The sequence below is a fragment of the Streptomyces sp. NPDC050738 genome (genome assembly GCF_040654175.1).
Classification (GTDB): Bacteria; Actinomycetota; Actinomycetes; order Streptomycetales; family Streptomycetaceae; genus Streptomyces.
The window spans coordinates 186,659-210,960 of the sequence record NZ_JBFAHN010000007.1 but is presented as its reverse complement, the minus strand read 5'-3'; the positions used below and the strand labels follow the sequence as shown (position 1 = coordinate 210,960).

Genomic DNA, 24,302 nt, shown 5'->3' with positions numbered 1-24,302 from the left:
AGGTGTGCGGGCCGGTGACCACTCGCCGCGCGGATCCGAACGTGCCTACCTACGCTGATCACGTGGCGCCTCCGATCACGGAAAGCATCTCCCTGCTCACGCAAGGTGCACGCCGACGCTCCCGCGCCGTCGGCGGAGTCGTGGTGCGCCGGGCCTGGGCCTGGGCCAAGGACGTCGGAGCCATCACCAGCGCGTCCCCCGCCGGGCGCCGCTTCGGCCACCTCGGCGCCGGTGTGCGCATCGGGTTCCCCCCGGGCTGCCTCTACGGCGAACCATGGATGTCCGTCGGCGCGGGCACCCTCGTCGGAAGCCAGGTGACGATGACCGCCGGGCTGCTGCCCGGCATGGACCTCGGCCCCGGTCTGGTCCTGCGCATCGGCCGGGGCTGCGTCATCGGCCGTGGCACGCACATCGTGGCCCACGAGTCGGTGACCGTCGGCGACCAGGTCTTCATCGCACCGCACGTCTACATCACCGACCAGAACCACACCTACACCGATCCCCGGCTGCCCATCGGAAGCCAGCCGCCGAGCAACCGCCCGGTCTCCATCGGCGACGGTTGCTGGATCGGCACCGGCGCCGTGATCCTGCCGGGCGCCCGCCTCGGCAGGAACGTCGCCGTCGCGGCGGGCGCCGTCGTCCGCGGCGCGTTCCCCGACCACTGCCTGATCGGGGGCGTACCGGCCCGCGTACTGCGGCGCTACGCACCCGGACCGGGGTGGCACAGCCCACCGGCCCACCAGGAGGAAGCCGTGCCCAGCAGCTCCCATGTCATCCCCATCATGATCGTCGGCGATTCGATCAGTCACGGCAGCAGCGGAGACTGGACCTGGCGCTATCGTCTCTGGACCCATCTGCGCGACCACGCCGTGGACTTGGACCTCGTCGGCCCGAAGGACACGCTCGACAACATCCGTACGGCCGAGGTGGGCGACGACGACGACACGTACGCCGACCCCGAGTTCGACCGTGACCACGACGCACAGTGGGGTCGGCCGTATGTGACCGAGAAGGACGAGATCGAGGCGAAGGCCCGGGAGCACGACCCCGAGTACCTGTTGGTACTGCTCGGCATCAACGACCTGTTCTGGTACGGCGTGGAACCACCGCAGTTCGAGACCAACCTGCGCGAGTTCATCGCCAATGCCCGCCGGGGCCGCCCCGGCGTCGCCATCGCCCTGGGCACCGTCCTCCAGTGCCAGAAGGCGGTGGACGAGCCGGAGTTCGCCCTGCGGATCGACGCGACCAATGCCCGTTTACGGGCCGTCGCCACGGACCTCGACACCCCTGCGGAACCCGTGGTGGTCGCGGAGACCGCAGCGGAGTTCGTGGCTCCCGAGCACACCTGGGACGGCACCCACCCCAACCCCGACGGCGAGATCCGGATCGCCGCGGCGTTCGCCGACACCCTCGCCCACCGGTTCGGCATCGGCGCCGGCTACCCGCGCCCCTACCCCGAAGTGCCGCCCGTGGCCGCCACGGCGAAGGCGAACGTCGACTGACGCACGGATACAGGAGCGGGCGACGGCGCCGGGCATGCCCGGCGCCGTACTGCCTACCGCTCGTCCGGCGTCACCCCGAAGGCCCGGGTGACGGTCTGCGTCAGGGAGCTGCCGTCGTCCGCCAAAACGCTCGCCCGCAGGGTCGCGAAAGCCGCGCCCGCGGGAGCGGTCAGGTCGGCGTGCTCAGGGGACGCGCCCCGGGCCGGGTGGATCTTGACGGGATGCCAGGTGGCACCGTCGTCCCAACTGACCTCCAGGTGTGTGGAGTCGATCGTGGCCGCTGCGGCGCCGGGCGCGCGCTGGACCGCAAGGTCCACCCGGGTCGTCGCGCCGCGGGCGGCGCTGCCCGAGAGGTCGAGGCCGCGTGGGGTGAGGCGGACGGCCATGAGCGGCAGTACGGCACCCGAACCGTCGTCGGTGGTGGAGTCGAAACCCCACACCGACTGCACGCGGGTGGACAGGGCGGCATACGACCGGGCGCGGCTGACATCCGCGCTGAGTGTGTAGTGCCCGTTGCCCGCCGGAACAGGGACGGTCTTACCGGAACCTACGGCGTTCCACGAGCCCACCGTCCGACCGTCCTTGGCCAGGGTGACGGTGCCGGACGCCCCCCAGTCGGTGCCGCCGCGGGTGCCGTCGCCGTCCACGAACCACGGCGTCGAGGCCCAGAGCATGGAGTCGCCGACCCGGCGCAGCGGCGCGGCAGGCAGTCCGGGGCCGACCACCGCGGCTGCGAAGTCCAGCCGGTCGAGAGCCCTCGGGCCGAAGGCCTGCGCCGAGGTCACGATGGACTGGCTGCCGGCGATCGAGGCGCGGTCGAGCCAGTCACCTCTCGTGCGGTAGTCGTGGACGGTGGAGGGGATGGAGACCGACTGGTCGATGTTCAGAGGCAGCAGGGTGTCGTCGTCAGGGGCAGCCGACGTGGTGCCGGCGGCCGGGGCACCCTGGGCGTGGAAGCCGAGGCGTACGTCCGTCAGGTCGCGGCGCGTGACCGAGAAGGACGGATGCGCCGGGACGCCGCCGGTCCACGAACGCGTCACGTGGTAGAAGAACGGGCTCGGCGCCTGCGACGAGGCGCCCTTGGCCGCGAACACGGCGAACGTCCGGTACTTCGCACCGTCGACGGCGAGGGGAGTCGCGTAGAGCGACCGGCCCGCGCTCGTGCCTGTGGTCACCACGCTCATCGTGTACGAGGCCGAACCCGCGGGCAGCGCAAGCGCGGCCTGCACCGCCGTGGCCTGAGCCTTGTCATCGTGAACGTCGGCGCCCACCGGAACCGCGGTGCGGGCGTCGAGGCCGACGGCGGTGTCCGCCAGGGGCGTCACGGACGTGGCGGCCAGCGTGCTCGTCCGGTCCGTGCCGGATCCGGTGATGATCGTCATGCCGATCCAGTACTGCGCTTCGGGCACGGAGGCCGTACCGGTGCCCGCGGTGAGCCGGACCGGATAGCGGTCCCCCGTCCAGCGGTTGACCATCAGTGCGGTGCCCGTCGCGGGGGCGCCGTCGCGCTGGACGGCGTTGATCGTCACCTGGTGCGTGGGGAGGGGGCTGTTGATGCCGAGGATCGTGCGCGTGACGGGCTTCCCCTCGTGGGAGGCGGTGAGGATCGCGGACCACGGGCCGTGCGGCAGCAGGGAGGCGCGGCTGGTGACGGTCGCGGTCGCCGTGCCGTGCGCGGGGACCGTGATGTTGTCGCGGTCGACCGAGAACTGCTCGGTGTTGCCCGGCTGGGCTGTCGGCGAGAGGGGCTTCCCGATGGCCAGGTCGAGCGTCGTGGTGGTGTCGCCGGTGTTGGTGAAGGTGACGGTGTGCTCGGTGTCCTTGCCCGCTCCGGCGGACCAGTCGGCCGTCGTGGTCAGGTTTGCGGGAGAGGCCAGGACCGTCTGCTCGACGGCGCGCCCCACATCCACCCTGCCGGTGCCCTGCTGATAGGCGGAACGGCCGGCGGTGGGCTCGGCACTCTCCATCAGCGCGGTCTTGATCTGCTCTCCGGTCCAAGCGGGGTGCGCCTGCGCGACCAGCGCCGCGGAGCCGGCGACATGCGGTGTCGCCATCGACGTACCGCTCTTGGAAGTGTGGCCGCCGCCCATCTTCGCGGCGACGATGTTCACGCCGGGCGCGGTGATGTCGGGCTTCACCGCGTTGTCGCTCGGGCGTGGGCCGCGGCTGGAGAAGGCGGCCAGCTGGTCGTTGTCGTCGACCGCGCCGACCGCGAGCGCGGAGTTCGCGATGGCAGGGGCGCCGACCGTCGCCGTACCGGACTCTCCGTCGTTCCCGGCCGCGACCACGAACAGTGTGCCGGTCTGCTCCGACAGGTTGTTGATCACCGCTATCGCGGGGTCGGTCTCGTCCGCGGGGCCGCCCAGACTCATGCTGACGACCTTGGCGTGCACCGTGTTGACGGCCCAGTCGATCCCGGCCAGTACGGCCGAGGTGGTACACGAGCCGGTGCTGTCGCACACCTTGCCCACGGCCAGGGAGGCATCGGGGGCGACGCCTCGATAGGTGCTGTCGATCCCCGCGATGGTGGACGCGACATGGGTGCCGTGACCGTTGTCGTCCTCGGCGCTGTCGCCTCCCAGGAAGTTCGACGAGGCGCTCACGCGGCCGGCCAGATCCGGATGGTCGGAGTCCCAGCCGGTATCGAGGACGGCGACCGTGACGCCCTTCCCGGTGTATCCGTCCTCCCACGCCTGAGGCGCATGGATCTGCGGGACGCTCTTGTCCAGCGCAATGTGCATGCGGCCGTCGAGCCACAGCTTGCCGACTCCGCCCGCCGGCGACGTGCCGGTGCCCGAGGTCAGACGCTTCCAGGTGGTGGCGGCATCGGCACGGCTGCGCGGGGCGATGGCCGTCATACCCAGCCGGGGCAGCGCGTGCCCGGGGTGCGCCCTACTCCCTGCCGCGCTGCGCGCCTTGTTCGCGGCAGCAGCGCCCTTCCCATGCTGGACGATCATCCCGAGGGCGCCCTTGGCGATGTCACCCTTCGTGCCGTAACCGGCGTCGAGCAGCGCCTGTACGTCGAACAGTCGGGGGTCGAGCCGGCCCGCGGCGAGGAGCGGCTCGGCATCGGCAGGCACGACGCTGACGTGGCCTGAGCCGAGTGTGCTCGTGGTGAAGGACATGTCTTCGCGGCCGGGTGCGGGGGTGACCGTGGCCGAACGTACTGTGCCGCCGGAACGTTCGACGGTCACCGTGTCACCGGAGGGCAGCGGCACGCTGACCGCGGTGGCCGCGGTGGCCGCGGCGCCTCGGGCGTGTGAGGGGGGCGGGGCCGCGGCGTGTACCGCGGTGGCGGGTATGAACGCGGCGACGGCCACGGCGGTGACAGTGGCCGCGATGGATCTCAGAGGCACGGAGGAACTCCCGACGTCACAGCGGAACGGAATCATCCGATGCTGTCAGCGGAAGGAGCGCCAACAGGCCGCGGAGGATGACGACTTGGCGCCACGTCGCAATCCCGCCACCTTCACCCGTCCCAGCTCAAACACCCGGTCAGGGCCGGTACTGAGAAAATCAGTACCGGCCCTGATGCGCTGTACGCCCCTAATTTTGGGGGCCATTGGGGCGCATAAATCGAGATTTGGCGTCCCCATGGACACTCGCCTCAGGCCGGAGCATTGCCGTGGCAGGTCTGCGGCGCCGGAGCACTTCGCGCAGGGCTCGGTGCTGGTGTAGAGCGTGCAGGTGCGCAGGACGTCCGCGTCGTACGTGTCGGTGGACAGGCGGCGCACCACCGCGGCTCATCTCCACGTCCACGTCAGCACCGTGCATTGCCGCATCGGCCGGATCGAGCAACTCACCGGCCGCGATCTCTCCCAAGCCCGCGACCGCGTCGACCTCTACCTCGCCTGCGCCCTCACCGACCGGCCGGCGTGAGGGAAACGGTCCACGTCTCCCCTGCAGTCAACGGCGGCACCTGCAGTTTCCGGAACCGCCCTTGGCCCCGCCCTTCGCGAGGTGGTTGCGCACCGGCAGATTCTCGATGACCCACGCGACCGAACGCGCCCATACCTTCCTAAACATCATTAAATGGACAGATCTGATGCGAGGATTTCACCCGATGCACCCAGATCTGAAGGAGGGTCAGCAATGACTTGCAGCGGACGTTTTCCCGACAAAGCCCGGCTGTGGAAGCTCGGCTGCGTACTGGCGCTCGTTGCGGTATGGGCCATCGGAGCCGTTCTGCCGTCCGAGGCCGCCCCCAGGGCGGCCGGGCCCCTGACGATCGTCAAGGACGCCAAGGTCGAGGCACCTTACGGAACGGGCTTCAATGTCAGGCCCGGCGGCACGGTGACGTACATCGTCCGCGTCACCAACAACGGCAGCACGGAGTACACCGGCGCCGTCGTCAAGGACGACCTGACCGGCGTGCTGGACGACGCCACCTACAACCACGACGCCACCGCCCGCTCCGGAAGCTTCGCCTTCAGCGAGCCGACGCTGACCTGGTCCGGTGACGTGCCGGCGGGCCGGACCGTTGTCCTCACCTACTCCGTCACCGTCGACGACCCGGGCCATGGCGACTTCCAGCTGACCAACACCGTCGTCGGTCCAGACGATTCGAACTGCGCGGCGGGTTCGACCTCCGGTTCCTGCCGCTGGCGCGTAGTGGTGAGCGAACTCGCCATCACCAAGACCAGTGACGTCTCCGAGGCGGAGCCCGGCGACAGGGTCACGTACACGGTGCGGGTGGATTCCAACGGATACAGCGGCGCCACCGACTACGACCAGATTCTCCGCGACGATCTGACCGGCGCGCTGGACGACGCCACCTACAACCACGACGCCAAAGTGGTCAGCGGCCCGGGCCGGGTCGTCTACAGCAAGCCGACTCTGACCTTGTTCATCGCCCAGATCACGACCGGGGAATCGACAGTCCTCACCTACTCGATGACGGTGAAGGACCCGGCCACCGGCGACGGCACCATGAACAACACCGTCGCAGACCCGCGGTTCGACAACCTGTCGAACTGCCAGGGCAATACGGAGGGCACCGGCTGCTCCGCCGATGTGACGGTGACCGAACCGTCGCTGGTTATCACCAAAACCTCCGACGCCGACGGCTCCGTATCCCCCGGCGACACTGTCCACTACAAGATCACTGTCTCCAACCCCGGAACCGGTGACTACCGAAACGCCACTTTCACCGACCCCCTGAGCGGTGTACTCGACGACGCCGTGTACAACGGCGACGCCAAGGCGACCTCCGGATCGGTGACCTACGGAAAGCCGAACCTGGGCTGGGCCGGCGACGTACCCGCCGGCAAGACCGTCACCCTCACCTACAGCGCCACGGTCGACGACCCGGACAAGGGAGACATGAACCTGGACAACGCGGTTGTGTCCGACGGCGACGGCGCCAACTGCCTTTCCGGGTCAGGCGATCCGCGCTGCTCCACGCATATCAAGGTCACTCAGGAACCGGCCGGCGGCCCGACCTCGGACGACGGCACCGTCCCCTCCGGACTTCCGGAGCCGAGCGACGGGCAGCTGGCGGACACCGGGGAGTCGCACGGCACGCAGATCGCCGGCATCGCGGTGCTGGTGCTGACAGTCGGCGGTGGGCTGGCACTGGCCGCCGCCCGCAGCCGCCGGGCGCAGCGCTGACCGGTTGCAGCGGTCGGCGCCCGGAAACAAATCCGCGTGATCAGCCCCCGCCGACGGGAGGATGTGGGGGTGGTCCGTCGCGGAGGTGCTCCGGAGGTGGTGGTCGTGTCCGACAACGTCCAGGGCTGGCGGATCCAGTTGCTCGGATCGTTCGCCGTAAGGGTGGACGGGGTCACGGTCGAGGCCGGGACGTGGCGGTTGCGGAAGGCGAAGTCGCTGGTGGCGATGCTGGCGCTGGCACCAGGTCAGCGGTGTCATCGCGAGCACGTCATGGACCGCCTGTGGCCCGATCTGGAACCGGCGGCGGCGGCCCGCAATCTGCACCAGACGCTGTACGTGGCCCGGCGCGCCGTCACCGGCGGCGGCATCGCACAACCTGGACGGCTGTCGATCCGCGATGAGCAAGTCGTGCTGGACGCCACCGGACCGGTCGAGGTCGACGTGCTGCGGTTCGAGTCATCCGCACAGGAGGCCCTGGCCGGGGACGACGCGACGCAGTTACGCGCCACGGCGGGCCTCTATGCCGGGGATCTGATACCCGCCATCTCGGACGCGGACTGGCTGACGGCGCGGCGGGAGCGGTTGCGGAAAGCGTCGCAGGAAGTCTCGGTGAAGCTGGCGACCGCGCTGGCGCGGGAGGCACCGGACGAAGCGCTGCTTCTCCTGACCCGGGTCCTCGAAGCCGATCCCGTACAGGAGGCCGCTGTCCGCGCGGCGATGGTGGTACTGGCGGGCCTGGGCCGCAGGTCCGAGGCGCTGGCCCGCTACGAGCGCCTGGCCGAGGACCTTCTGGACGCGTTCGGGACCGACCCGGACGCCCAGACCGTGGCGCTGTTCCGTGACCTGCTGACCGGTGCGCCCCCGGCGCGGCGCCCACCGGCAGCCGGCGTCCCTGCCGCCACCGTGATCGCCGACCGGCTGCCTGCCTCGCTGACCAGCTTCGTCGGACGTGAGCGTGAGATCGCCGACGTGGAGCGGCTGACCCGCCAGGCCCGGCTGCTCACCCTCACCGGAGCCGGCGGCAGCGGCAAGACGCGACTGGCCGTGCAGGCCGCGCGGCGCTTGCGCTCGCGGTACCCCGACGGGGCGTGGTTCGTCGACCTGACGGCCGTCGGTGAGCCGGTACTCGTGGCCGCCGCGGTGGCGGGGACGCTGGGGCTGGAATCGGATGTGGCGGACCGGGAACAAGCACTGGTGGACCAGTTGCGCCATCGGCGGCTGCTGATCGTGCTCGACAACTGCGAGCACCTGCTCGCCGCCTGCGCCGGGCTCGTCGGTGCGCTGCTCGCGGGTTGTCCAGGCGTCGACGTACTGGCGACCAGCCGTGAGCCTCTCCATGCCCACGGCGAATACACGCTGCGGGTGCCCTCGTTGACCCTGCCGTCCTCCGACTGGGACCGCACGGCCGACCTGGACCGGCTCGCGTGCCTCCCCAGTGTCCTGCTCTTCGTCGACCGTGCGGCACAGGTGCGGCCCGGGTTCGCGCTCGACGTGGACAACGCGCCGGGGGTGGCCGAGCTGTGCCGGCGGCTCGACGGGATGCCGCTGGCCCTGGAGTTGGCGGCGGCCAAGGCCGCCGCTCTGGAGCCGGCGGAGATCGTCCACCGGTTGAGTGACGCACTGTCACTGCTCGGCGGAGGAGCCGTACCCATCACCCGCCACCAGACGCTGCGCGGCACTCTGGAATGGAGCCACAATCTGCTCGCCGGCCCCGAGCAGATTCTGCTGCGCAGGCTCTCGGTGTTCTCGGGCAGCTTCACCCTCGACGCGGCGGAAGCGGTCTGCGGTGATCCTCCGCTGGAGCGAGCGGAGGTGTTCGGGCTGCTGGTCAGGCTGGTGGACCAGTCATTGGTGGTACCGGCGAGAACAGCCGCCACGACCCGCTACCGACTCCTTGAGACGGTCCGCCAGTTCGCCCACGAGAAACTCGTACTCGCCGGTGAGGCAGAGCAGTTGGCGGCCTCCCACGGTGCGTACTTCCTCGCTTTCGCCGTCGCGCACAACCCCGAACGGGGCACCGGCGTCGTGATCGAGGAGCCGAAGTCGCTGGACGGCGAACATGACAATCTGCGTGCGGCGCTGGGCTGGGCCTGCAAGCACGACCCCGGGACGGCCCTGCGCCTGGGCGCCAATCTGTGGCGGTACTGGTTCCTGCGCGGCCATGCCGTCGAGGGCGCGTCATGGCTCGAGCGCGCGCTGGCCGTGGCACCGGAAGCGACCCGGCCGCGCGCGGCCGCCCTGATCGGCCTGACCGGGCTGGACAGCCGCCAGGGCCGCGCCGACCGGCACCGGGCGCTGGGCGCGGAAGCGACGGCGATCGTCCTGCGGATCGGTGGGCCCGACGAGGTGGTGACGGCCCGGATCGCGGAGGCCATGCTGGTGTGGAGCACCTTCGGGCTGGACGAGGCCGAACAGATGGCCGTCACGGTGCGGTCCGAGGGCATCGCGCGGGGCCGACCGGAACACGCCGCTGCCGGCAGCTGGCTGCTCGGCCACTGCGCGCTGTTTCGTGAGGACGGCCCCGCCGCAGTCCGGCACCTGGACTCCTGCCTCAGCGAGCTGGCCCGCTCCGATGCCGGCACGCCCCCCTTCCTGCCGGTGATCACGCCCTGCATGCAGCTCGTCCGGGTCGCCGGGCACATGGTTCCCTACGTCGAGGAGACCATGCTGCTGGGCCGACGGGTCGGTGTCGTGCAGGCAACCGGGTACGTTCTGTCCGCCCTGGGATACGCGTACCGGCTGACCGGCAACCGGCGGTCGGCGATCTCCTTCGTCGCCGAGGCCGCCGACCAGTTCGCCTCCCTGGGTGACGACCTGGCCAGGGCACAGGTGCTGCACCACATCGGCTGCATCCACCGCGACCTGGGTGAATACCGGGAAGCCGGGCTGGCACTGTCGCTGGCGCGGGAGGTCCGCAGCACCCTCGGCGATCGCCGGGGGGAGCTGCTGAGCGAGATCAACCTCGGCCTGTCACGCGCCATGGCGGGCGACACCGAGGACGGTCTGGACAGCGTGCGGCGCTCACTGTCCGGGTTCGAGGCGGCCGGTGACGTGGTGGGGATCGGCGCGACACTGACCACCCTCGGGGCCATCGAGCTGCTGTCCGGCGAACGGCGGGCGGCGCGGGAGATGTACCGGCAGGCCGCGGAGAAGATCGCTCCGTGGCCGCGATTCGCCGGATGGCTGAGGCTGGTGATGGCCGAGTTGTCCACCGAGCTGGACGACCACCGACGGGCCGCCCGTGAGACGGCCGCCGCGGCGGCCGTTTTCGACCCCCGGCGGTGCGTCATCGCCGGCCGGCGGCTCGCCGCGCTGCGTGACGGTGAAGCGGGTGGCGATGCGGGTGGCGAGGGGCGGGCCGCGGTGCGTTGAGATCACGTTGAGTTTCCGTTGGGGCGGGTTCCTTAGCGTCGGTGCTCCACGCGACGTCCCGTCCCATCGGAGGAACCATGACCACGACCCGGCCCGCGGCGAATCTCATCGGGGATGCCACTCTTGCCGAGTTCACCGCAGGTCTGCGGGGTAGCGCGATCGTGCCCGGCGACGCGGAGTACGACCAGGCCCGCAGCATCTGGAACGGGGCGCACGACCGGCGTCCTGCGGTCATCGCCCGGTGCGCGGGGGTGGCGGATGTGATCCGTACCGTCGACTTCGCGCGCAGCGAGGGGCAGCCGCTCGCGGTACGCGGAGGAGGCCATTCCATCCCCGGGTTCCCCACCCTCGACGGTGGCATCCTGCTGGACCTCTCCCGGATGACGGGGATCCAGGTGCGTCCCGGCAGCCGCACCGTGACCGCGCAGGCCGGATGTACGTGGAAGGACCTGGACGCGGAGACCCAGCAGTTCGGGCTCGCGGTGACCGGCGGTCTGGTGTCGTCGACGGGTATCGCCGGTTTCACCACCGGCGGCGGCATCGGGTGGCTCATGCGCAAGCACGGACTCGCCTGCGACAACCTCCTCGGAGCCGATGTCGTCACCGCCGACGGCCAGTTCGTGCACGCGAGCGCGCACGAGAACGCGGACCTCTTCTGGGGGCTGCGCGGCGGCGGCGGCAACTTCGGAGTGGTGACGTCCTTCGAGTACGAGCTCCATGAGACCGGCCCGACGGTCCTGTCCGGCCTGGTCTTCTACCCGGCCGAAGAGGCCCAGCAGGTGCTGGCCGGGTACCGGGCGGCGTGCGCGGCAGCCCCGGACGAACTGACCACCCTGGTCAATCTGACCACCGCCCCGGCGGTGCCCTTCCTGCCCGCTGCGGTGCACGGCACGCCCGTCATCGGTGTAGGCGGCTGCTGGTCCGGCGATCTCGATGCCGGCGAAGCGGCCACCGCGCCCTTCCGTTCGCTGGGCACCGTCATCGCCGACGTGTTCGCGCCCCATCCGTACGCGGCGTGGCAGCAGGCCCTCGACGCGCTCTACCCGCGGGGGATCCACAACTACTTCCGCTCGGCGTTCCTGCGCACCCTCGACGACGACGCCCTGCGCGTCCTGCGGGACTTCTCCACCGCGCTGCCCAACGCGCTGACCGAGATCCACCTGCAGCATCTCGGCGGCGCCGTGGGCAGGGTTCCCGCGTCGCAGACGGCGTACGCGCTCCGCGACCAGGAGTTCATCGTCAACGTCATCGCCCGGACCAGGGACGCCGACGGTTTCGGCAAAGTCGTCGACTGGGCACGGCAGTTGACGGCCGCGCTCGGGCCGGACGTGAGCCCCTACGTGAACTTCACCGGCGACTCCGACCCGTCCCTGGTCCGGGCCTCCTACCCGGCCGACACCTACCGGCGGCTGGTCGGGCTGAAGAACCGCTACGACCCGGCCAACCTGTTCCGGCTGAACCAGAACATCGTCCCCTCCGAGTAACCCGGAGGCCGGCCCGCCGCCGGATCACAGCGCGGAAAACGCACCATCCACGATGAAAGGAATCACTGTGCGAGTTTTACGTTTCGCCTCCGCGGCAGCCGCCCTGGCAACCGCGATCGTCGGTGCCGGGCTGACCTACGGCGCCGCGCCCGCGGCGGCCGATGTGCCCGCCTCCCAGACCATCACGTACGTGACCCAGTCCTTCTGGAGCGGTTCGAGCAGCGTCCCCGTGTTCGGCTCCGCGCAGTGCCCCAGTGGCAGCCGAGTGGTGTCCTCCGGGGCGTCCGCCCCCGGAGGACAGCTCGTCGGAATCGCCCCGGACATCAACTTCTTCGACCGGGCCACGGCCTCGGCCAGAGTCCAGGGCTACCTGAACGTCACCGTCGGCTGCGAACCGTTCGCCGCCATCACCGAGGTCGTCACCCGGGTGGTCGGCTTTCCGCAGGGGACCGGATTCCGACGGGGCGTGGTGTACTGCCCGGCCGGGACGCGCGCCTTCGGCGGGGGCGGCTACATGCGGAAGTTCAACGGCGGCCTCTCGACGGACACGTACAAAATGGTGTCCAACTCGGTCTCCGCCGACGGCACCGGCTGGACCTTCGCGGCCACGACGACCGCGGCCAAGGAGTCGCTCGTCATCACCACCCAGTGCGCGCCGTTGCGGAGTTCCTATGTCTCCCAGAACAGCACCCCGGCTCCGCCCAATACGAGGGTGAACGTCTACGGGCCGTGCAATCCGGGATACGTCGCACTGTCCGGCGGCGTGTACCTCTCCAAGCAGGACGGCAACGAGGGGAACGGTTCCATTGACTTCTCCGTCCCCGCGAGCGGCAACCACTGGTACACCGACGGCATCTCCTACGACAGTGCCGCCAGTGGCGACAAACTGGTCTCCCCCGTGCAGTGCATCCTGTAGCGGGAACGGCCCACGATCCCGGAATGCCGGAACCATGGGATCAGCGGTGCGCGCATTGATCATTCCTTCGGCCCGCCGGCCCGTCCGGCGGGCCGAAGCGCCGTCAGGCATCGCGCGGCGGCCTCCGGCGGAGCGGGAACCGCGCCGCCGCGCGTGTTGAACCCCCGAGCGAGCCCGCCCTCGTACACATGAATGACAAGAAGCTGTCACAGGAGGACCGGAATGCGGGGCCGACCGGCGCCCGTTCTCACTGACATGACTGTTGGAGTAACACTCAACGCGTCCGACACATCGAACCAGGTCGACGCAACTGTCCAACTGGCCAAGGAAGCAGCGGAGTTCGGCCTTACGTCGGCCTGGTTCGGGCAGACCTTCGGCGCCGACTCACCCCAGCTCGCGGCGATCGTCGGGCGCGAAGTGCCCGGACTTCAGGTCGGCACCTCCGCGATCCCCGTCTTCGGCCGCCACCCACTGCTCGTCTCCAGCCAGGCCCAGACGGCCCAGGCCGCGACCCATGGCCGCTATCACCTCGGTCTGGCTCTGGGCACGAAACTGCTGACGGAGATGGGCTTCGGCCTCCCGTTCGAACGACCTATCGCCCGGCTGCGTGAATTCCTCACGGCTCTGCGGCAGTTGACCGAGTCCGGCACGGCCGACTTCCATGGCGAACTGCTCACGGCCACCACCCCGCTCCCTGCGCGGGTACCGGGCGCCGAAAACGGCGTCCCTCTGCTCGTCGCCGCGATGGGGCCGCAGGCGCTGCGAGCCAGCGGTGAACTCGCCGACGGAATCCTTCCCTACCTCGCAGGACCGCGTGCCCTGGCGGACCACATCGTGCCCGCCCTGACTGCCGCGGCCGAGAACGCCGGCCGCCCCGCGCCCAGGATTGTGGCCCTGGTACCCGGTGTGGTCACGGACAACGTGGACGTGGTGCGGGCCAAGGCAACCGAGAACCTGGCGTTCTACGAACAGATCCCGTCCTACGCCCGCGCCATCGAGCTCTCCGGCGGTCGGCGGGCCGCCGACCTGGCCGTGATCGGCGACGAGAAGACGGTCGAGGCCGAGGTACGCCGTTACCGCGACGCCGGCGCCACCGAGGTCGTGTTCTCCAGCACCGAGATCGCGGGAGAAGCCGACCGCCGACGCACCTGGCAGCTCCTCGGCGAACTGGCCCGCTGACTGGCCCCGTCGGCCCGACAAGCCCCTGCACCCCGACACGAAGGAGATTCCCCATGACCACCGAGGCCACCACGACGGACCTCCACGCCTTCACCGAGACCTGGCAGGAGTGGTACCGCGCCCAGGAGGCCCGGCTCGCCGCCCCGCACGGGTTCCTGGCGATCACCGGCCTGCACTGGCTCGACGACCGACCCCAGCGATTCCCGGACGCGCCCGGTGTGTGGCGCACCGGCCCGGACGGCGTCGTCGTGGACCTCGACGACGGCGAGGAACTGGTCGTCGACGGAACACCGGTGCGCGGCGAGCACCGCTTCGGTGTACTGCCCGAACGCGGCGGCGTGGACGCCGGCTGGAGAGACGCGGTGGTCGAGGTCGCCAAGCGCGGTGGCCAGGACATCGTGCGCCCTCGGCACCCGGGCGCGCCGCTGCGTACGGCTTTCACCGGAACGCCCGCCTACGCCCCCGACCCGCGCTGGTCGTTGACGGGCCGCTACATCCCCTTCGACACACCGCGGCCGACCACCGTGGGCGCCGCGGTCGAGGGACTTGAGCATGTCTACGACGCTCCGGGCAGGGTCGAGTTCGAGCTGGACGGGCAGCAGTTGTCGCTGACCGCGTTCCCCGGTCATGGTGCGGGACGGCTGATGGTGCTGTTCACCGACGCGACCTCCGGGGTCACCACCTACGCGGCCAACCGGGCCCTGACCCTGGAGCCGCCCGCCGCCGACGGCACGGTCGTCCTGGACTTCAACCGCGCGGCGAACCTGCCGTGCGCCTATACGGACCTGGCCACCTGCCCGCTGCCCCCGGCCGAGAACCGGCTGCCGGTGGCGATCGAGGCCGGCCAGAAGATCCCCCGGGAGCGCGGCGGCTCCTGAGCCGTACGCCCTCGCGCTCCGGACTCCCCTGGCGAGGCGTCCTATTGCGCCATGGGTGGGCGCTGTTGGAGCAGGATCTGTTCAGCCTTGCCAGACTGGTGGGCGCTTCTCGGTGAACGCGCGGGAGCCCTCGGTGGCAGCGGGTGAGGTGAAGACAGGTGCGCTGAGAGGGGCTTGGACGGTGTAGGCGGTGTGGTCGTCCAGGCCTCGGGTGTCCTGGACGATCCGCTTGGTGACGTGGACGGCGTCCGTGGAGTGCGCTTGGACGCGCTCGGCCAGGGCGAGGGCCGCGGACAAGGCCTGGCCGGGGCTGGTGAGCTCATTGACCAACCCGTAACGGGCGGCGTCCGCGGCCGGCAGCGGCGCCGCGGTCAGCAACATCTCCATGGCCACGTGGTAGGGGACGCGCCCAGGCAGGCGAATGGCTCCGCCTTCGGCGGCGACCAGTGCGCGGGCGACTTCGGGCAGTGCGAAGAAGGCGTTGTCGGCGGCGGTGATGAGGTCGCAGGCCAGGGCGAGCTCGAAGCCGCCGGCGACGGCCGCGCCCTCGACGGCGGCGATCAGCGGCTTGCGGATGCGGGCGCGGGTCAGGCCGGCGAGCCCGCGGTCGGCGACGAGCGGGACGCCTTCGGTGGGAAAGACCTTCAGGTCCATGCCGGAGCAGAAGTGGCCGCCTGCGCCGGTGATGATGCCCACGGTCAGGGAAGGGTCGGTGTCGAGCCGCGTCAGGGCTTCGTCCACGGCTTGGGCCAGGGGCCGGTTGATGGCGTTGCGAACGGCGGGTCGGTGCAGGGTGATGAGCAGGACGCCGGGGCGCGGCTCGGTGACCAGTACGGGGTCTTGGCTGTCCATCTGGTGGGCTCCGGGTCCGTGGGTGGTGCGGGGAACGGTGAGGGGCGGTCAGGTCCGTACGACCGGCAGGGCAGCGAGTCCGCGCATCACCCGCGTCGGGCGCCAGGGCAATTCGGCAGCGGGCTTGGCCAGTTGCACCGGGCCCAGGCGCTGGAGCAGCAGGGGCAGGGCGGCGCTGCCTTCGAGGCGGGCCAGGGCGGCGCCGATGCAGAAGTGCGGGCCGTATCCGAAGGCGAGGTGGTCGTTGGGGGTCCGGGCCAGGTCGAGACGGTCAGGGTCCGGGAAGCGGGCCTGGTCCCGATTGGCCGAGCCGATCAGGAGACTGACGATGTCCCCCTCGTCGATCTGCTGTCCGTGCAGCTGGATCGGTTCTGCGGCGCAGCGGAAGGTGGCGTCGCGCACCGGGGAGTCGTAGCGCAGCAGTTCCTCGACCGCGGTGGAGACGACGCCTGGGCCGGCGGAGGGGGCGGCCAGGACAGCGGCTTGGGCGGGGTTGCGGAGCAGGGCGAGTGTGCCGTTGCCGATGAGGTTCATGGTGGTGTCGTGTCCCACCAGGAGCAGCAGGTAGGCGGTGGAGCGAAGTTCCTCCTCGCTCATCGCCCCGCTGTCGTCGCCGGCCCGTACCAGGGCGCCCAGCAGGTCCACCGCGCTGTGTTCGCCGGTGGTGCGCTTGCTGGTGATCAGGGTGTCCAGCAGGGTGTGCAGGTCGGCTTCTGTCCGGGCGGGGTCCAGGCCCGGCTCGGGGGCGATGGTGGCCATGAGGGTGTCGCGGGTGGCCGGATTGTCCAGCTCCTGGGGGACGCCGAGGATCGCGCAGATCATCCGGAAGGTCAGCGGAGCTGCGAAGTCGGCGATCACATCGACGTGGCTGGACTGCTCGACGCGGTCCAGGAGCTGGTGCGCGGTCTCGGTGACCACGGGTTCCAGCTGCGCGATCCGTCGTGGGACGAACGCTGCGTTCACCAGGGACCGCAAGCGGGTGTGGTCCGGAGGATCCGCGTGCACCATGTGCCGGTTCAGACCTGTCGGCCCCGGGACATATCCGGGCACCCGATCCGGATCCTTGCTCAGCCGACCGTCCGTCAACAACGCGCGCACGTCGTCGTGGCGGGAGATCTGCCACACCGTGGGTCGGCCGGCCCTGCGGTCCGCATGGGCGGGCGCATGGCGACGCAGCCACGCGAAGTACGGGTACGGGTCCTGCACCCGCGCAGCCAGCAGTTCACGCGGCGGAGACGGAAAAGTAGGGGCAGGCACGAGAGCTCCAGGCGCGCAGAACCGACAACGACACCGCACCAACGAACAGCAACGCCGCAGGACACGAGGACCACCACCCCCGCACAACCGGAAGGGCACGCCGAAGAAGCCCGTTCGTGGGCGTCAAGGCGTGGCGCCGACGTGCCGGTCGGCGAGCAGGGCGACTCCGTGCACTCTGCCGTGCGACAACTCGGCGCCAACACAGTGGCTCCGAACACGCGGACGGCCGTCGCCACGGTCTCGTGGAGACGGCCTGCGACCTGCGTGAAAAGCGCTGGTCGGGACGACAGGGTGCGAGCCCTCGCCCCCTTGACCCCAGTCTTTACGGCACCTCGAGAGCCTGGGCGATGCCCTCGTCGAGGCTGGTCGAGTGACCGGCGCGGAAAGCACGGTCGTACGCAAGATCGCCGAGTGCCGTTCGGGTGCGGCTGACGCAGTCCTCGTGGGCCGCGACCCAGGTGGGAATGCCGATCTGGGGACGGCCGAGGGAGTCCCACAGCTGTTGTGCGAGCCCGAGCAGTCGGGCGGCCCGCTCGGGCTCCCCTACCGCCGTGGCGCACAGGGCGAGCGTCTCCAGGCACATGCCGGAGCCGAAGCTGTCGTACATCCGGTGCTTGACAGTGAGTGCCACCAGCGCGGAGTGCTCGGCGTCCCGGAAGCGGCCCAGAGCGAGTTCGGCCTGGGCGCGGATGGAATCGCCCCAGGCACACATCCAGCTCTCGCCCGTCCTGTCACAGGTCGTCCGCAGTACGTCCAGACCGATCAGGGCCTCCTCGGGCCGCCCCATGCCGATCCGCGCATGGCTGCCGACGTTGAGGGAGCCCAGACCGGCCACACTGAGCATGGCCTCCGGTGACTTGCCGTGCCGGACCAGCAGCTCATCGGTGAGTGCCACCACCTCTGCCGCTTCGCCGCGCAGTGCCGCCACCAGCACGGCCAGAATCTTCGCGAGGCTGTCCTCGGCCTCACCGAACTCTGCCGCGAGGGCTGTGCACTCGGCGGAACACTGTTCCAGGGCTGGTAGATCGCCCAGCTCGGTGAGGACCAGCCCCTTGGCGTACAGCGCTCTCAGACGCAGCAGGGTGGGTTCCGGGAACGCGGCCAGGGCACGGTCGAGATAGTGCTTCCCTTCCCGGGCAAACCCGCACGCGTACCAGAGGTACCAGAGCTCCCCCGCCATGCGGAACCCGCTGAGGTCGCCTTCGAAGGTCAGATCGGAGTCGAGGACGAGGCGAAGGTTGCCGAACTCGGCGTGCATCCGGTCGCACCAGATGTACTGGTCGGGCCCCATCCAGGCAGTGTCGCCCTCCTGGGCCATGCGCAAGTACCAAGCGCGGTGCCGGGAGCGGAACATGCGCGTCTCGCCCAGATTCCGCAGCCAGCCTTCGCCGTACTCGCGGATCGTGTCCAGCATGCGGTAGCGCTCGCCGGACGTGGTCGGCTCCCAGGTGACGATCGACTTCTCCGCGAGCCCGGCAAGAACCCGGGGAATCTCCTTCTCCTCCAAGTGCTCGTCGGCGCAGACCTGGACGGCGCCCTCCACGTCGAAGCTGTCCACGAACACCGAGAGTCGCGCCCACAGCAGCCGCTCGGCCGGAGTGCAGAGTTGGTGGCTCCAGCCGATCGTGCTGCGTAGCGCATGGTGCCGGAGCGGTTCCGGTGATTCGGTGAAGGCATCGGTCTCGCTGAGCACCGCGAACCGGTCCGAAAGGCGGTCGGACAGCTCGGCAGGCGAGAACTCCCGCAGCCGGGCCGCGGCCAGCACTATCGCCAGCGGCAGGCCCTCAAGGCGTCGGCACAAACGCTCGAGATCGGACCGGTTGGTCTCGTCGACCTTAAATCCGGGCACCGCGTCGCAAGCCCGTACGGCCAGGAGCACCATGGAGTCGGCCTCCGCCCCCTGGCCGGCTTCGGGGACCGACAGCGGCTCGACCGTCAGTACCTCCTCCGCCACCGACGTACCCAGCGGCGTCCGGCTGGTGGCCAGGATGCGCAGCCCCGGTGCGGCCTCGGTCAACCGCTCCACCAACGGCCGGATTTCCTGCGTGAGGTGCTCACAGGTGTCAAGGACCAGCAGAAGGTTCCGCCCGGCCAGATAGTGCGCCAGCACATCGGTCACCGGCGCGGTCGTACGGTCCGCCAGCGGCAGCGCCTCGGCGACAGCATGCGCCAGCGTCTCGCCATCGTGCACACCGGACAGGGAAACCCACCACGCCCCGTCTCTGAACTCCGGGCGCAGTCGTCCCACGGCGCTCTGCGCAATTCGCGTCTTACCCACACCGCCGACCCCCACGAGGGTCACCAACGGACCTGACCGGAGCGCACGCTCGACCTGCGCCATCTCCGCCTGGCGTCCGACCAGTTGCCCGGTCGCCCGCGACGGCTCCCCCTCCCGCCCCTCACGACGCTCGTCTCCTGCCATCTCCCCGCTCCCGCGCCGAAGCCACCTCTGACCGTCAGTGCTATCAGCTCAGGAGGTCCTTGAACAAGGCCGCTAAGTGAGTTGGGCAAGAAGCCGGTTCACCCGGGTCGAACCACGGCGACGGAGGCATGAGCATGAGTGCGTCACGCCGGGGCGTGGCACGCGGACGGGCCCGTCCCCGGGATCTCCCCGGGGACGGGCCCGCCGCCGTTCGTCGTGCGTTATCCGCAGGCGGAGTCAGGGCTCAAGGTGAAGTCCTTGGTGACCGTACTCCCCTTGACGATCTTGACGGTGAGCGTCTGGGGCGTCCAGCCGTCCTTTGCCACGATCTCTGTCAGCGGGTTGTTGTGGATGTCCAGCCACAGCGCGTACTTTCCGCTCGCGTCCGTCTTCAGCGTGTAGCTCTGCTGCTTGCCGGCCAGCGCCACGGTCGCCCCCTTGAGTGCGGTCGCGGATCCCGCGCAGGGTGCTCCCGACACCATGCCGGTGATCTTGCCCCAGCTGGACGGCGGGGTGACCGACATCGACACATCGATCGGCTGGACCGTGTACGGCGTGTCGTTGGCGACCGCCAACTCGGCGCTGAAGGTGCCCGGTTGGTTGATCTCCGGGAGGTCGGCGTCCATCGACAAGGTCACTGTCAGCGACGCGCCCGGTGCGAGTGTCGCCTCGTTGTGGTCCTCGTTCAGCCAGGCGACGTCCGCGGAGGAGGCGCAGTCGCCGTACCCGGGCAGTAGTTCCGCTGTCTTGACGGGGTTGAAGCCGCCGGTCGATCCGCCGACCTTGTAGAAGCCGCAGGCGCTGCCCGCCCGGAACACGGTGGTGTTGGAGTTGGGCAGCGCGCTCCACGCGCCGCTCATCGGGTCGTAGACGATGCCCTTGTTGGTGAGAGCTGTGCTGTTGGCCGTGACGCCGCCGGACAGCAGCAGTTTGCCTCCGGCGCCTGTCGCGCCCATCGCCCACAGGTCGAACGGCAGATCGGCGATCGGTGTCCAGGTGTCGGTGGAGGGGTTGTAGGTGTAGGCGTGCGCGGAGGCTTTGCTGCCGTTGGAACCGCCCGCGCAGTAGAGGGATTTGGCGATGGCACCGCACCCGAGCCACGAGGTCACCTCGGGGTAGGCGGCCGCGCTGGACCAGGCGTCCTTCGCCGGGTCGTAGACCTGTACGGCCGTCGAGCCGCAGGCGGTGGCACAGCCGCCGACGACGTACCACTTGCCGGCCACGACCGCCGAACCTGCGCCGGCGAATCCCTTGGGGATGCTCGCGCCGGACGTCCAGGTGTTGCTGGTCGGGTCGTAGATCTGTGTGCTGGTCAGGTTGGATCCGTCGGCGCCCCAGCCGCCGGTGACGTACAGCTTGCCGCCGAGGAAGGCTGCCTGTGGCGCCTCACGGGCGGTCTTCGGGTCGGCCGCGGCGGCCCAGGTGGTGGCCTGGGGGTCGTAGACGTTCACGCTGGACAGGACCGACGTGGCGCCGAGCCCGCCCACGGAGTAGACCCTTCCGTCAGGGCCTGTGGCGACGGCGTTGTCCATCACCGCGGTCGGCAGGTTGGCCAGGGACGTCCAGGGGGCTGCGGACGGGACGACCGGCGCGGATGCGGCAGAGGCTCTGTCGTGCGCGGGATCGATGAACCCGGGTGAGTAGCTGCCCTTGATGGTCTGGGCGACGGCGCCCTTCGCCTTGGCCTGCAGCCCGAATCCGCGGTCGTCCTCGTCGAGCCGCAGGGAGGCGTCGGCCGACCCGGTGTTCGTGACGGTGACGGTCTTGGAGGCGCTGCCCTGCCACTTGAGGTTCGCGGAGACGGTGGGGGGTGTGACGGTGAGCCGGCCCGCCTTCAGTTCCAGGTCGGCGGTGGTGGCTGCGTCCGCGGCGATGTTCGCGCTCGCACCCGGGGAGAGGTAGTGACTGGCGACCACCGACAGGGGGTGGGTGCCGGTGAGCGTGGAGAAGTACCAGTAGAAGCCGTCGCCGAGTGCGGCGTCGTCCGGTGTGGGGGCGCTGGTCGCGCTCTCGGCGGGCTTGTCGGTGGAGGTCACCTTCGCGCCGGCGACTCCCTTGCCGGTGTTCTTGTCGGTCACCTGGCCGAGCACCAGGCCGCCGGGCGTCGGGGCGCAGGTGCGCTCGCCCACGAAGACGTTGTCGACCTGCCAGGAGGCGAAGCCGCTCCCGATGTAGTGGAAGCGCAGGCGTACGTCGCTGCGGCCGGCGGCAGCGGTGAGGTCGACCGTCTCGGTGCGCGGGCCGAGGTGGGATGCGGTGGCCCAGTGGGTGGCGTTCGTCCAGGTGGTACCGCCGTCCAGGCTGTAGTCGACATCAGCACTGGAGCCGGTACGCCACGCGTAGGCGGTGGCGTAGGAGAGGTACGGGTGCGTCTTGCCGCTCAGGTCGTAGGCGGAGCTGACGACCGTGGTGTCCTGCTTGGCGGAGCCGTACACGCTGCTGTCGATCAGCGCGAAGCGTGCGGTGCCGCCGGTTTCGTTGATGGCACCGGCACCGTCCCGGAAGGCCCAGACCTGGCCGTTGCCGGCCGCGTCGGTGACGGACCAGCCGGCCGGCGGACTGGTGATGGTCGCGGACGTGAAGTCCTGGGTGGTGCCCGCGATATGGGCGGCGTAACCGGGCGCCGTGCAGGACGCGGCGTCGACGCCGACGCCGAAGTCGGCCGTCACGTCGCTGTCGGTGACGGTGACGTCCGCACTGTCCTGGGTGTAGCCCGGGTAGACCGGGGTGCTCTGCAGGGTGTAGGTGTCGCCGGCCGGAATGTCCATCGTGTACCGGCCGGTGGCCGGGTCGGTGTGGACGGCGCTGGTCGGCTCGCCCTTGACCTGGACCGTGGCGTACAGCGGCCAGCCGTGGCCGGAGTCGTCCTTCACGGTGCCGGTCACCCTGGCGTGTGCCTTGGCGGTGAGCGCGGCGTCCTCGGTGAGGGTCTGGCCGTCGGCGAGTGCGACGCCCGGGAGGGTCCTGCTCCGGTAACCGAACTTGGAGACCGTGAGGTCGTAGGTGTCGGGAGTGGCGGTCATCGCATAGCTGCCGTCGGCGCCCGTGACCGTCGAGGAGTCACCCGCGGTGACCCGCGCGCCGGCGACCGGCTTACCGGTGGCGGCATCGGTGACGGAACCCTTGAAGGTGCCGTACGGACCGGAGTTGAACGCGCCGACGCCCTTGGGGGTACCGAGGCCGGTCGGGCCGTCGTAGCCCGTCGCGCCCTGGCACAGGTAGGTGCCGCAACTTCCGTTCGTGCCTGTCGTCACGTCGTTGAGATCGCCTGTGCGGGCGTAGGGAAAGGACATCGGCGAGGAGCCTGCCGCCGGGGTGCCGGCAAGGGCGTACACGGAGGCGATGATCGGAGCGGACGCGCTGGTGCCGCCGTAGACGTGCCAGGCTCCGGCGTTGTAGACGGCGACGCCGGTGTTCGGGTCGGCCACCGCGGAGACGTCGGCGACGGCGCGCCGGGGGCAGCCGCTGTCGCTCTGCACCGTGGGCTTGGTCTCGTACGCGGAGCAGCCGCTGCCCGCCCCGGCCCACACGGACTCGCTCCAGCCGCGGGTCGCGGTGGTGTCCTTGGTCAGCGAGGTGCCTCCGACCGCGGTGACGTAGGGGGAGGCTGCCGGGTAGCTGACGCCATAGCCGTCGTCGCCGGTACTGGCGGTGATCGCCACGCCGGGGTGGTTGAAGTACGCGGTGTCGTAGGAGCTCTCATTGGAGGTCTCGGCGCCGCCGTAGCTGTTGGAGACGAACTTGGCGCCCTTCGCGACCGCCTGGTTCACAGCGGTGCCGAGGTTGGCCATGGAGGCGCTGTCGGCCTCGACCAGCAGGATCTTGCAGTTGGGGCAGACGGCGCTGACCATTTGGAGGTCGAGGGCTATCTCGCCGGCCCATCCGGAGTTCGCGGCAGGGTAGGACGTGCCGCCGCGTTGGTCGATCTTACTGAAGCAGCCGTTGGCGGTGGTGCACGCGGGCAGGCCGAACTGGGTTCGGTAGGTGGCGAGTTCGGCTTCCGCGCTGGGGTTGTCGTATGCGTCGACGATGGCAACGGTCTGACCGCCTCCGGCGGACGCCGAGGGCAGATCGTAGGCCGCTTGCAGGTCCGCCGGGCCCAGGCCCGAGGGCGTGGCGTCGGGCTCGGCCGCCACCTGGGCCCTGGTCTGCGCGATGTCGTCGCGCACCAGGGCCGAGCAGGAGGCCTTGGCCGGGTTGGCGGACTTGGCGCAGGAGCGGTGCGCGGGGTGGGCCTGCTTTGCGGCGGCAGGCTTTCCGGCCGAGCCTGCGGTGGCACTCAACGATGCTGCCTGGGCAGGCAGTTGGACGGTGACGACGGCAATCGCGGCGGCTGCGCCGAGCGCGACGAGTCGCACCCGTCTGTACAGTCGGCGGGCGATGGGACGGGCCAAGATCTTCCTCCGTGGCATGAGGTGCGGAGTGATGCTCGTGCCGTCTCGGTGGCGCTGCGAACATCGCAGCGACGCGCGGAACGGCGCTTGCGTCCAGGCGTCAGGAGCCGGACAGCTATGGGAAGCGGACACGGGCCGCGGCGGCCGGGCGGGCGTGCACCATCTGCACTGCCCCCACCGCGCTCAGGCGGACGCGCACATCAGCGTCGGGACGGCCTCGGCGCGAGGTCGTCACGCTCAGGAGCTACCTGCACATGGACGGTTCGGTCACCACCGGGGCTACCGGGGCTTCGACGAAATCCGTGTTGCCTCAACATGAACTCTCCTTCGCGACAAGGCGATTCAGTGTGAGATCACCGCAAGCAGCAGTATGTGAGTCCGATCATCGGCCGGTGGCTGTAGCCGCTGGCGAGATGGCGACATGACGTCAAGCCGC

General features: G+C 70.2%; 13 protein-coding genes. 8 read left to right on the top strand and 5 right to left on the bottom strand.

Annotated features, from left to right (window positions below; all coding sequences use genetic code 11):
• Positions 1–62: 62 nt before the first annotated feature.
• Complete coding sequence (locus AB0H78_RS20090; protein WP_363235825.1) at positions 63–1,502, top strand: GDSL-type esterase/lipase family protein; 1,440 nt, start codon at positions 63–65, stop codon at positions 1,500–1,502.
• A gap of 53 nt (positions 1,503–1,555) precedes the next feature.
• Here the strand turns inward: AB0H78_RS20090 and AB0H78_RS20085 are convergent, their stop codons facing one another.
• A complete protein-coding gene (locus AB0H78_RS20085; RefSeq protein ID WP_363235824.1) occupies positions 1,556–4,858 on the bottom strand; it encodes a S8 family serine peptidase in 3,303 nt (1,100 codons plus the stop codon).
• A gap of 325 nt (positions 4,859–5,183) precedes the next feature.
• Here AB0H78_RS20085 and AB0H78_RS20080 point away from each other — a divergent pair, with 325 nt between their 5' ends.
• From AB0H78_RS20080 to AB0H78_RS20050, 7 genes are all read left to right on the top strand, one after another.
• Entirely contained in the window at positions 5,184–5,381 is a 198-nt protein-coding gene (locus tag AB0H78_RS20080; RefSeq protein ID WP_363235823.1) for a helix-turn-helix domain-containing protein, read from the top strand.
• A gap of 213 nt (positions 5,382–5,594) precedes the next feature.
• Positions 5,595–7,112, top strand: coding sequence for a hypothetical protein (locus AB0H78_RS20075; RefSeq protein ID WP_363235822.1), 1,518 nt, complete (start codon positions 5,595–5,597; stop codon positions 7,110–7,112).
• A gap of 105 nt (positions 7,113–7,217) precedes the next feature.
• Positions 7,218–10,484 carry a BTAD domain-containing putative transcriptional regulator gene (locus tag AB0H78_RS20070; protein ID WP_363235821.1) on the top strand — a complete coding sequence of 1,089 codons (3,267 nt, stop codon included), beginning with the start codon at positions 7,218–7,220 and terminating at the stop codon, positions 10,482–10,484.
• Between the two features lie 77 nt (positions 10,485–10,561).
• On the top strand, positions 10,562–11,968 hold the full coding sequence (locus tag AB0H78_RS20065; RefSeq protein ID WP_363235820.1) for an FAD-binding oxidoreductase: 1,407 nt from the start codon (positions 10,562–10,564) through the stop codon (positions 11,966–11,968).
• Between the two features lie 67 nt (positions 11,969–12,035).
• Entirely contained in the window at positions 12,036–12,884 is an 849-nt protein-coding gene (locus AB0H78_RS20060; RefSeq protein WP_363235819.1) for a hypothetical protein, read from the top strand.
• Between the two features lie 255 nt (positions 12,885–13,139).
• Positions 13,140–14,063, top strand: coding sequence for an LLM class F420-dependent oxidoreductase (locus AB0H78_RS20055; RefSeq protein WP_363235818.1), 924 nt, complete (start codon positions 13,140–13,142; stop codon positions 14,061–14,063).
• Between the two features lie 53 nt (positions 14,064–14,116).
• Complete coding sequence (locus AB0H78_RS20050) at positions 14,117–14,941, top strand: DUF1684 domain-containing protein (protein WP_363235817.1); 825 nt, start codon at positions 14,117–14,119, stop codon at positions 14,939–14,941.
• Between the two features lie 81 nt (positions 14,942–15,022).
• Here the strand turns inward: AB0H78_RS20050 and AB0H78_RS20045 are convergent, their stop codons facing one another.
• From AB0H78_RS20045 to AB0H78_RS20030, 4 genes are all read right to left on the bottom strand, one after another.
• A complete protein-coding gene (locus AB0H78_RS20045; RefSeq protein WP_363235816.1) occupies positions 15,023–15,793 on the bottom strand; it encodes a crotonase/enoyl-CoA hydratase family protein in 771 nt (256 codons plus the stop codon).
• A gap of 48 nt (positions 15,794–15,841) precedes the next feature.
• Positions 15,842–17,050: a cytochrome P450 gene (locus AB0H78_RS20040; protein WP_363235815.1), complete on the bottom strand. Its 1,209-nt coding sequence runs from the start codon at positions 17,048–17,050 to the stop codon at positions 15,842–15,844.
• Positions 17,051–17,372: 322 nt separating this feature from the next.
• A complete protein-coding gene (locus AB0H78_RS20035) occupies positions 17,373–19,472 on the bottom strand; it encodes an NB-ARC domain-containing protein (protein WP_363235813.1) in 2,100 nt (699 codons plus the stop codon).
• Positions 19,473–19,693: 221 nt separating this feature from the next.
• Positions 19,694–23,830 carry a carboxypeptidase regulatory-like domain-containing protein gene (locus tag AB0H78_RS20030; RefSeq protein ID WP_363235812.1) on the bottom strand — a complete coding sequence of 1,379 codons (4,137 nt, stop codon included), beginning with the start codon at positions 23,828–23,830 and terminating at the stop codon, positions 19,694–19,696.
• Positions 23,831–24,302 lie beyond the last annotated feature (472 nt).